Raw genomic sequence first — 11,679 nt, forward strand, 5'->3', positions numbered from 1 at the left:
GTGACTGTGGTCGCAAATGTATGTCGTGCAATGTGGAAAGTCAATTCCTTTTTGATTTCACATACTACAGCAATTTCTTTTAAATAGGCATTCATTTTTTGATTGCTAAAAATTGGTAATAAGGAATTATTGGCAATACATTTTGGGTGGTCTGCATATTTATCAATCATCATTTGAGTTATTGGTAAAATTGGAATTTTAGAAGCGGATTCAGTCTTCTGACGGTGCGTAAAAATCCATTTATCTCCATCTATTCCGATACTGATATGCGATGTTGTTAAATTCTTTACATCTACATATGCCAAACCTGTATAACAGCTAAATAAAAAAATGTCTCTTACTAATGATAGCCTTTCTGATTTGAATTTTTTGTTTAGTAGTCTCTGAATTTCTGGCTCATTTAAGTAAACTCTTTCTACAGTTCTTATTTTTGATTTGTAATTGCTAAATGGATTTCTATCCATCCAATTATTGGCCAAACATATTTTAATGATTTTGCCAAAATTCTTAATGTATTTTACTGCTGTGTTATTACTACAGTTTCTAACAGATCTTAAATAGAATTCGTAATCAGTTATAAATGCATGATTGATTTTTAAAATGTCAATATCAGATTCTTTGTATTTCCATTCTAAAAATTCTTTGGTATGTTTTAAGGAGGTTTTGTAACGTTGTAAAGTTCCTGGAGCATATTCTTTTCCGACTAATTCTTCGATTCTTTTATTATGGTCTTCGAAAATTGGAATCAACATTCTTCTTTTTGCATCTTCTCCCAGAACTTTACTCTTAAATATTTTTGCTGAGATTGGTGTTTTGGTATGAATGAACTCCATTTGAATGTCGATGATCTTTGTTTTTAGAATATCAAGATGTTTATTTATTGAACGAGCTTCTGCAGACTGCCCTTTCATTTTGCCTTTTTCTGAAGACCATTTTTCAGGAGAGATGTATCTTCCTGTGCTAAATTCGATTCGTCTTCCATTGACTGTTATGCGTGTATAAATAACGCATTGCCCTTTGGCATTTACTTTTGATTTCTTTGGATAAAAGAGAATTGCTGTGATTGTTTTCATTTTCGGTAACCTTTAAAATTCATATTAAATTTAAACTGACACCTAATTCAACGCAAGGTGTACGTTTTTTGAACTAGTTTTAGCCTGATTTTACTTCTTTGTAACCCTTACTATTAAAGGGATAGCGAAAAATTCGGTGTCACTTGTTTTAGTGATTAGCTAGTGACACCGAATTGGACACCTAATTAATACGATTTAATGAATTTTTTGGGTTTTTTGGAAAAGCAAAAACCCTTTAAAACATAGGTTTTAAAGGGTTTTGATGATTTTTGAAAATCTATCAGCGGAGAAAGAGGGATTCGAACCCCCGGACCTGTTACAGTCAACAGTTTTCAAGACTGCCGCATTCGACCACTCTGCCATTTCTCCAGAAGTCTCATCAGGTATTTCCTGAATGCGGATGCAAATATAGAAAGGTTTTTTATTTCTATAAAATAAAAAGCGTGTTTTTTTAAACTTTTTTGAATATCATTTTTTATTTGTGCTATCATATTCTATATCAATAGTTATACATAAAAAAAATATACTAGAAATAATTATTTAAAGGACAATTTTCAAATTTTATCTACACATGTTACTATATTTGTATTTCTAAAATTTACTATAAAATGTCATTTAATTCTTTTGGAAATTTATTAAAGGTTACAACATACGGAGAATCTCATGGAACTGCTATTGGTGGTGTTATTGATGGTTTTCCTGCAGGTTTAAAAGTTGATTTTGAAGCAATACAAGAAGAACTAAACAGACGTAAACCTGGGCAATCTAAAATAGTAACTCAAAGAAAAGAACCTGATACTGTTGAATTTTTATCAGGAATTTTTGAAGGAAAAACTACAGGTACATCTATTGGTTTTATTATAAAAAACACGAACCAAAAATCTAAAGATTACAATCATAATACTAATGTATACAGGCCTTCTCACGCAGATTTTACTTACGACCAAAAATATGGTCTAAGAGATTATCGTGGAGGTGGACGAAGTTCTGCACGTGAAACGGCAAATTGGGTTGTTGCTGGTGCTTTGGCAAAACAATTAATTGCTAGTGTTAATATTAATGCTTTTACTTCTTCTGTGGGTGATATTTTTATGGAAAAACCATATCAAGAGGTAGATTTTTCTAAAACTGAAAATAATATTGTACGATGTCCAGATGAAACTTCTGCAGAAAAAATGATCGCTAAAATTAAAGAAATAAGAAAAGCTGGAGATACTATCGGAGGAACCATTACTTGTGTCGCTCAAAATGTTCCTGTGGGTTTAGGCGAACCTATTTTTAATAAATTACATGCCTCTCTTGGGCAAGCAATGCTATCAATAAATGCAGTAAAAGGTTTTGAGTTTGGTAGCGGTTTTTGTGGTGCAAAAATGAGAGGCTCAGAACATAATGATATTTTTAATGCTGACGGCTCCACACAGTCTAATTTATCTGGCGGTGTGCAGGGTGGAATTTCTAACGGAATGGACATTTACTTTAGAGTAGCTTTTAAACCAGTTGCCACTATTATGAGCGCTCAGCAAACCATAAACTCAGAAAATGAAGTAACCGAAATTACTGGAAAAGGTAGACACGATCCTTGTGTTGTGCCAAGAGCTGTACCAATTATTGAAGCAATGACTGCATTGGTTTTAGCTGATTTTTGGTTATTAAATAAAACAAGAAGGGTATAGTTTTTTTAATTAATCAGATTTTTTTACTGATTTTTTAAGATTCTAATCATAAAAAACTTATTGTAGGTAAAAAACTGATATTTTTATGGTTGATTATTTTAATCATACAAAGTTTTACTTAGAAAAGTGACTAAATTCTAATACTAGCTATATGATTCATAAATTTAATTTTAAACATTATGTTTGTATAGTAGCTTTATTTGTATATGGTCTAACTGCTTATTATAGTTCTGGTTATTTTAGTGCAGATGAACATTATCAAATTATAGAATTTGCTGGTTTATTAAATGGTAATAATACTGCAAATGATTTACCTTGGGAATATCAGGCTAAAATTAGACCCTCAATTCAACCCATTTTAACTTATTTAATATTTGAAGGCTGCCACTTTTTTTCTTTGACTGATCCTTACACAAAAGCTTTTATTTTAAGGTTATTAACTGCTTTATTATCTGTAATAATTATTTATTATTTTACTAATAAAGTTATTGACGCAAAACTGATTAAAAGTAAAAAACTATTCTTATTTCTAAGTTACTTTTTATGGTTTTTACCTTTTGTAAATGTTAGGTTTTCGTCAGAAACTTGGTCAGGTCTATTCTTTTTATTAGCAATGGCATTAATTATTAATATAAATAAAAATAAATATAGCTACTGGTACATTGGTCTTTTACTTGGCGTAAGTTTTTTATTTAGATATCAAATAAGTTTTGCTATTTTAGGTGTAGTTTTATGGTTGTTTTTTATAAAAAAAGAAGCTATTAAAAACATATTAGCTTGCTGTTTTTCTATATTGTTTGTAATTTTTATCGGCTTTTTATTAGATACATTATTTTACAAAGAGCCTACATTTACACCTTATAATTATTTTATTGTTAATATTATAGAAGATAAAGCCTCTGAGTTTGGAGTAACTCCCTGGTATTCTTATTTCTTATTAATTTTATTATATGCAATACCTCCTATTGGATTAATTATAGTAAGTTCTTTTGTATTTCTTGTTGTAAAGAGAAAAAGAAATTTATTTACTTGGGTTATTGTTCCTTTTTATCTAATACATACCTTAGTACCCCATAAAGAGTTAAGATTTCTTTTTCCTTTAATAAATTTTCTACCGATTATAATCGTTATATTTTGGGACTATTTTTCTAAAAAAACAATCTATAGAAACCATAAAAAAATTATCCACCTTTTTTATATCATGTTTTTAAGTATTAATATCTTGTTTTTATTTTTTGCAAATTTAAGAGCTGCTGGTAATGGAAAATCTGCCATTGAAAAAAAAATTCATCAACTTAATATGAAAAAACAACTTACTTTATTTGTAACAGATGATTATTATCCAAAATATGAATGGACATTAAATTCTAATTTTTACCAAGAAAGTAATGCCAAGTTTAAAAAAATAAACCCATCTAATTTAAAAGAACTTTATACTTTACATACAGACAATACAAATCTTTTTATAGTATCATTAAAAGATCTTAATAAAGATTATATAAAAGAAATAAACTCTAAAATGATTGAGGTTGAAACAACCTTTCCGAAATTTTTATTTCCTATATTTAAAATGATTAATTTAGATAATAAAGTTTTTATCTTATATAAGAACAAAAAGAGGTTGTCTAATAAGTAAAAAAATAATAAAAGCTATTTTGAACCTATCAAAAAGTATATGATAAACAGAAAATTAAATAACTTCGACAAGAAGATTTTGTCAACTTTTCTTACATATTTAACGGGATAATGTTAAAAAAAAGCGAAACTTTCTAGTATCGCTTTTTAGTTAAATAACCTATGATTTAGGGTCTATAAGTTATTATTTATTCTCCTTGTCCTAAAGAAAAAGCTCTTTTACCATCAAACTCATATAAGTTTTCTGTTTTAATTACTTCAAAACCTTTGTGATGAAGTATCGATTGTAATGCTATAATCTTCTCAAAATCTACAGGGTTATAAACTTTCTGATCACCAGTTTTAGAATCTACATCTACAAATCTACATCTCCAGTGGTCTGTACAATAGGTTTCTGGCAAACCATCAGGATATACTTTTACACCTCTGTTCGTAATCATTTTTAATTTCATTTTAAATGATTTTATACTTTTTAAAGTGTCCCCTATCTGGTTGGGATTTTTTCCTTTCCAATTGATAAAAATATCAACACCTACCAAAACTTGATTTTGTTCTTTTCGGATATAATCTGGAATTTTAATTTCTCCACTTCCCTCAGATAGTTTACTTGTAGGAAGCTTGGTAGGCTTATACCCTAAATTCTCAATAACTCTTGTTGCAAATTCATTTGTAGAAACAATTTCCCTGGTAATCTTTTCTTGATAAACATCTGCTGTATGATAACCATCCTCTAACGTTTTTAACCAAGCATTTTTAATAGTATCTGCAATTTCTGTTTTACCAACATAAGACAACATCATTACAGCTGCATTTAATAAACCAGATGGATTTGCTATTTTCTGACCTGCAATATCTGGTGCAGAACCATGGATAGCCTCAAACATTGCTACATTAGAACCAATATTAGCTGAACCTGCCATACCTACAGAACCTGCAATTTCTGCTGCGATATCAGAAATTATATCTCCATATAGATTAGAAGTTACGATAACATCAAAATTTTGTGGTGATGCTGCTAAACGTGCAGAACCTATGTCTATAATTTGTGAATTACTTTCTATTTCTGGGTATTCTAAAGCTATATCTTTAAAAACATTATGAAACAAACCATCTGTTAACTTCATAATATTATCTTTTACCATACAGGTTACTTTCTTTCTACCATAAGCTCTTGCATATTCAAAGGCATATCTTACAATTTTTTCACATCCAGGTCTAGTAATTAACTTTAAACATTGCACCACATCTTGTGTTTGTTGGTGTTCTATACCTGCATATAAATCTTCTTCATTTTCTCTAACCACAACCACGTCCATACCTGCAAAATTGGTTTCTACATATGGAGAATATGCTGTTACTGGCCTAACATTTGCAAAAAGACCTAATGATTTTCTAAGGGTAACATTTAAACTTTTATAACCTTTTCCTTGAGGTGTAGTGATTGGAGCTTTTAAAATCAATTTATTTTTATTGATGGTTTTCCAAGCACTTTTTTCAATTCCGGCTGAATTCCCAGAAAGATATACTTGTTCTCCAATTTCAATTCTCTCAGGATTGATGTTTGCACCTGCTGCATTTAATATTTTTAATGTAGCAGCCATTATTTCTGGACCAATACCATCACCATAAGCTACAGCGACATTTGTAATATCTTTTTCTTTAGATTGAAATAATTGCGATTTTGTTTTAATATTTTCCATATGTATAAGTTTTAGCAATACAAAAATGAAAAATAATATCCATATATTTTTATTTATGTTTTTGATAATATATATAAATATATTTTATAATAAAAAAGCGAAACTAAATAGTTTCGCTTTTAAACATGTTTTATGATACTATTCTAAAATTTTATTTAAATTATAAAAGTAAAAGTTTTTTTTATCATTCATTGCTACAAACAAACCTGAATCGAAGGTTTCATTCAAAGGTACAGTAACTACATCACAACCATCAGTTTCTAAAGTAGATAAGTTTACAGCTTTTAAAAATGCATTTGTTTTTCTGTCAAATAAATTAAACTGCCCTTTTTGTTGATCTGAAACAATGATGTATCCCTCACCATTTTTCATTTTAGCGATGGCAATACCTTCAATATCTCTTAAAAATGTATCGCCTCCAAAACAAGCTAGTTCTTTATTTCCTTTGGATGGTTCTGCATAATATTTTCTGATACAATGCATTTCATCAGAATAATAAACATAGCCCATTTCAGCATCAACAGCAATTGCTTCGATTTCCTTTTTACCACTAAACTTCCCAAATTTTCTAACCAAAATTGCTTCAATTTTATCAGCTTTAGCCACTAATTTATATTGATATAAATACCCATTTTCTGGACCTGTTTTTCTACCTACAATTACATAGAAACTAGAATCAACTTTAGATTTGTAAATAGCAACTCCCATAGGCAATCTATTTTCTAAAATAGTTTCATTCTTAAAAACGGGAAATCCACCATTATCCAATGGTTTCATTTCTGGCACTGAAAAAACTCTAATTTGTTGCTTTTCTCTTTCAGTAAATACTAAAATATCTGTATTTATAGAGTCATTTAATTTAAAACCATATTCTAAATCAACATTATTGGGTCTTTTTATATTTCTGATGGTTTTATCTTCAATAATTTTTCCATCTAAATCAAAAGCATAAATTGCTCCATTGGTTTCTTTATCAGTCCCAAAAACAATACTTTTTGATGCATCTGTTGGGTGTACCCAAATTGCTGGATCATCTGTATCGTTAATCGTTTTTTCTGAGATAATATCTGGCTCTATTGCTGGTAATTTACTACCTGAATTGCATGAAAAAATCAAAAAAGCACTTCCTAGGAAGATACTTTTTTTTATAATTTTGTTAAGTTTCATAAATATTCTATTTATTGTTAAATAAATCATATTTAAGACCAAAAGTTATTCTTTGTCCATAATATTCCATTTGCATTGTTCTATTACTTACTCCTTGAAAATAACGTAAAGGCTGATTTGTAATATTATTTACACCTGTATAAACTCTTAATTTACTATTAATTGCATATGTTGCATTAAAATCTAAGAAAAGTTGTTGGTCGTAGTAACGATCTTCAAAAGCATTACCTCCTATTTCATCAACGTAAGAGTCTGAGAAATTTAAAGAAAGTCTTGCTGAAAACTTATTATCTGCATAAGCCAGAGAACCATTAAACATATTAGGTGCTGTATTGGGTAAATCTAAATCATCTCTTTCATCTCCATCTTCATTACGAATTCCATTTGCATCTGAGCTTAAATGTGTATAATTTAAATAAACACTAAAATTCTTTAAAAAACCTGGTAAAAAGTCTAATTGTCTTTGCAAAGCAAATTCAATACCAAATATTGAAGCATCATCTCCATTTAATGGTTGAAAAACATCAAAGCCAGTTGTTCCTTGCCCATAAATGTCTGATGTTGTTTGAGATTGAAATGTATAAATAAAATCGTTTATACTTTTATAAAAAAGACCTCCTGAAAGTATCCCTACATTTTTAAAGTATGTTTCTGCCATTAAATCGAAGTTCATAGAGGTTGTAGGATTTAAATCTGGATTTCCTACAAAAACCTCATCATCACCTGTTACAACATCTAATGTTGGAGTAATGTCTGCATAATTTGGTCTTGCTAAAGTGTTTGTCCAAGCAAATCTTAAAACAGTATTTTTAGTAGCATCATATTTAAAGTGAACACCTGGTAGAAAGTTAGAATACGAACTTTCTTTTGTAATTGTTCCATCTAAAGTATCTTCATCTAAAATATTATTTCCTGTTGCAGATAATTTTGTGTGCTCTAAACGAACTCCTGCTAAAACACTTAGTTTATCAGATAGTTTTTGATTTGTCATTAAATAAGCAGCGTAAACGCTTTCTTCTACGTTGAAATTATCTCTTAAAAATTCATCTGCTACTGTATCTCCATTCTGTAAGTTTAAGGTACCTAACCAACTTTCGTCTGCAAATAAGCCTGCTTGATATTGACTTCCTGCTAAATAATTAGGATCTGTATAACTTTTTGTTGGAATAGATGCTAGCGTTGGAAATTGATTTTCTAAATCAAATTCAAAGAAATTATTATCTCTTACTTTATTTTTAATACGTGTTCTTGCTCCAAATTTTATAAACCCATCTCCTTTTCCAAAAAAATCAGAAGGCAATTCAAAATTTACAAATACATTAATATCTTCTTCTTCTGTGTATTGGTTTTCTTCAGTAATTTCTCCAAATTTAAAATTAGATAAATTATTAACATCTGCAGTATTAACTGCTGTATATAAAGGAAATTTAGAATTTGAAATATCATTATTAATAATATATTCAGACTCAAACTCTGCATAACGTTCATTTAATCTTTCTTCTGAAGCTTTTGCAAATGAAGCCATCCAATCAATTTTTAAATTTCCAAATAAATGATTTCCTCCTAAAGAATAGTTTTGCATTCTTTGGTCTTCTAGTCTTCTATTTTTATTTCTGTTATTATCTATCCCTCCTTTAGACTGTCTTTTTACCCCTACAGGAAACATTGTTGGTGTATTATCGGTTAAAGTAAAATCACCAATATTAATATCTACTGCATCTAAAATTTCTTGTTCAAATCTAAATCTGTTTTCACGATCATCTCTCCAATTATACATTGTTTTTAAATAGATATTATTATTATCATTTAATTGATAATCAAAATTAGCAGAAAAACTTCTACGAACTCTTTGTACCAAATACGTTCTTTGCTCAAAAACGTTTGCATATGGGTTTACATCAAGTTCAACTTCGTCTGTTCCATCAAAATAGCCAAATTCATTTGTCCATTCTGCTTCCACATTATCAGAACCAAAATCGTTGTCATTTACAGTTGCAGATAACATCCATCCAAATTTTTTGTCTGTAGAACGATCTCCAACTAAAAAAGAACCATTTAAAATTCTTTTGTTTGTAATTGTATTTACACCTGAACCAGCTGTTGCAGATAATCTAAAAGATTGTGGTGCTGTTCTTGTTATTAAATTTACAGAACCACCCAAAGCGTCTGCATCCATATCTGGGGTTACAGCTTTGTTTACTTGAATGGATTGAATCATATCAGATGGAATTAAATCCATTTGAATATTTCTATTATCTCCTTCTGCTGAAGGAATTCTACTACCATTTAAGGTAACCGAGTTTAATTGAGGTGATAAACCTCTAATAATAATATTTCTAGCTTCACCTTGATCTACTTGCATTGTAATACCAGGTATTCTTTTTACAGCATCACCAATATTAGCATCTGGGAATTTACCAATCTGATCTGTAGAGACAACATTGGTAATATTAATATTATTTTTCTGTTTATTTAATGCTTTAGATTGACCACTTAAAGTATATGTTTTTATTTGGATTTCATTTAGCTCAATGCCTCCTGATTTTAATTGTAAGTTTACCTTAGTTGTTTGATTTTGCTTAACAGTTATTAATTGCTCAACATCTTTATATCCCAAATACCTAACTTTTAAAGTATAAGTACCTACTGGGACAGCCACAATAGTAAACTTACCATCAAAATTGGTAACATCACCTTTTTTGGTGGCTTCTAAAGACACACTAGCTCCCGGAACATAGATTCCGTTTTCATCGGTAATTAAACCTTGTATTGTACCTGTTTGCGAAAATGTTTGAAATGCCGACAAAGAAAACACAGCAATAAATAAAAAGAGTTTTAAAGTAATAAGTTGTTTCATTTTAGTTTAGTTTAGTTATAATTTTACCCAAAATTAGGTTTAGAATAACTTTTATCGATTAATAAAATGAAAAGAAAAAGCTAAATAATAGCTTAAAAACAAGCTCAATTAACGTTTAATTAATTTCGTTTTTACAATTTATTTAATATCAAACAACTAAATATCTAGCTACTAACAATTAAGCAAAAAGAAGCTTTTATTAATTATTTATAACTAATAATAAACACAGTACTACTCTAATTAAATCTTTTTAAATAATACTATAAATAGAAAATTTATAAAAAAAAAGTGAAACAAATGTTTCACTTTACGTTTTATGCCTGACCTGTAGGTCCAAAATTCATAGGTATTGGTGGTTGCTCATAGTCTTTAATCTCACCATGTGCTTTTTCGAATTTTCTAACATTATCAGCTAATGCCTTGGTTAGTCTTTTTGCATGTTGTGGTGTTAAAATAATTCTCGATTTTACTTTTGCCTTTGGTACACCTGGCATTATATTGATAAAATCTACAATAAATTCTGATACTGAGTGATTGATAATTGCCAAATTAGAATACGTTCCTTCTGCTACTTCTTGATCTAACTCTATATTTAATTGACCGTCTTTGTTTTGATTTTCTTCCATCTTATTTATTCTTTTGTTTACTTATAAAGTAATATTAAAAAAAAAGTTGAATTGAATAGTGTAATAAAATTACAGTAAACAATTCAACTTTTAAATATTTAAACGTTTATACTTTTTATTTTAGAAACTTTTTTCTATCTCGTCTTTTGGTCCTACAATAATTTTATCGTAAGATCTCATTCCTGTACCTGCAGGTATTTTCTTACCAACAATTACATTTTCTTTTAGACCTTCTAAAGTATCTATTTTACCATTTACAGCTGCTTCGTTTAATACTTTTGTAGTTTCTTGGAAAGAAGCTGCAGAAATAAACGATTTAGTTTGTAGTGATGCTCTAGTAATACCTTGTAAAACTTGTTCTGCTGTTGCAGGTCTTGCATCTCTTGCTTCTACTAAGTTCTGATCGTTTCTTCTTAATAAAGAATTTTCATCTCTTAATTGACGTGCAGAAATTATTTGACCTGGTTTTAAGTTCTCAGAATCACCCGCATTTTCAACAACTTTCATTCCGTAAATTGCATCATTTTCTTCGATAAAGTCATTTTTATGAATTAATTGATTCTCTAAGAATAATGTATCTCCAGAATCTATAATCTTAACTTTACGCATCATTTGACGAACTACAACTTCGAAATGTTTGTCGTTAATTTTTACACCTTGTAAACGATATACTTCTTGTATTTCATTTACTAAGTACTCTTGTACTGCAGATGGCCCTTTAATTCTTAAAATATCAGAAGGTGTTGTTGCTCCATCAGATAATGGCATACCCGCTTTAATAAAGTCATTTTCTTGAACTAAGATTTGATTAGAAAGTTTCACTAAATACTTGCTAATGTCTCCTGTTTTAGATTCAACTATAATTTCTCTATTACCTCTCTTAATTTTACCGAAAGAAACCACACCATCAATTTCTGAAACTACAGATGGGTTAGAAGGATTACGTGC

General features: G+C 29.2%; 7 protein-coding genes, 1 tRNA gene and 1 pseudogene. 2 read left to right on the forward strand and 7 right to left on the reverse strand.

Going from position 1 to position 11,679, the window contains the following annotated elements:
• Both ACTG3S_RS12875 and ACTG3S_RS12880 read right to left on the reverse strand, forming a co-directional pair.
• A partial coding sequence (locus tag ACTG3S_RS12875) for a site-specific integrase (protein ID WP_439129748.1) occupies window positions 1–1,073 on the reverse strand: 1,073 nt, incomplete at its 3' end.
• A gap of 284 nt (window positions 1,074–1,357) precedes the next feature.
• Window positions 1,358–1,442, reverse strand: a tRNA-Ser gene (locus tag ACTG3S_RS12880).
• Between the two features lie 239 nt (window positions 1,443–1,681).
• Between ACTG3S_RS12880 and aroC the strand changes: the two genes are divergently transcribed.
• Both aroC and ACTG3S_RS12890 read left to right on the forward strand, forming a co-directional pair.
• Window positions 1,682–2,746 carry a chorismate synthase gene (aroC, locus tag ACTG3S_RS12885; protein ID WP_439129749.1) on the forward strand — a complete coding sequence of 355 codons (1,065 nt, stop codon included), beginning with the start codon at window positions 1,682–1,684 and terminating at the stop codon, window positions 2,744–2,746.
• 151 nt (window positions 2,747–2,897) lie between these two features.
• The gene (locus tag ACTG3S_RS12890; protein ID WP_439129750.1) at window positions 2,898–4,382 is read left to right on the forward strand and encodes a hypothetical protein; all 1,485 of its coding nucleotides are present in this window, start codon (window positions 2,898–2,900) and stop codon (window positions 4,380–4,382) included.
• A gap of 187 nt (window positions 4,383–4,569) precedes the next feature.
• Here ACTG3S_RS12890 and ACTG3S_RS12895 read toward each other — a convergent pair whose 3' ends face one another.
• From ACTG3S_RS12895 to ACTG3S_RS12915, 5 genes and pseudogenes are all read right to left on the reverse strand, one after another.
• A complete protein-coding gene (locus ACTG3S_RS12895; RefSeq protein ID WP_439129751.1) occupies window positions 4,570–6,081 on the reverse strand; it encodes an NADP-dependent isocitrate dehydrogenase in 1,512 nt (503 codons plus the stop codon).
• A 138-nt stretch (window positions 6,082–6,219) separates the two neighbouring features.
• Window positions 6,220–7,248: a phytase gene (locus ACTG3S_RS12900; protein ID WP_439129752.1), complete on the reverse strand. Its 1,029-nt coding sequence runs from the start codon at window positions 7,246–7,248 to the stop codon at window positions 6,220–6,222.
• A 7-nt stretch (window positions 7,249–7,255) separates the two neighbouring features.
• Window positions 7,256–10,105 carry a TonB-dependent receptor gene (locus ACTG3S_RS12905; protein ID WP_439129753.1) on the reverse strand — a complete coding sequence of 950 codons (2,850 nt, stop codon included), beginning with the start codon at window positions 10,103–10,105 and terminating at the stop codon, window positions 7,256–7,258.
• A 314-nt stretch (window positions 10,106–10,419) separates the two neighbouring features.
• On the reverse strand, window positions 10,420–10,731 hold the full coding sequence (locus tag ACTG3S_RS12910) for a DUF3467 domain-containing protein (protein ID WP_439129754.1): 312 nt from the start codon (window positions 10,729–10,731) through the stop codon (window positions 10,420–10,422).
• A 120-nt stretch (window positions 10,732–10,851) separates the two neighbouring features.
• A pseudogene (locus ACTG3S_RS12915) lies at window positions 10,852–11,679 on the reverse strand (DNA-directed RNA polymerase subunit beta'); the annotation flags it as partial.

This window comes from Polaribacter sp. (genome assembly GCF_965656025.1).
Taxonomy (GTDB): Bacteria; Bacteroidota; Bacteroidia; order Flavobacteriales; family Flavobacteriaceae; genus Polaribacter.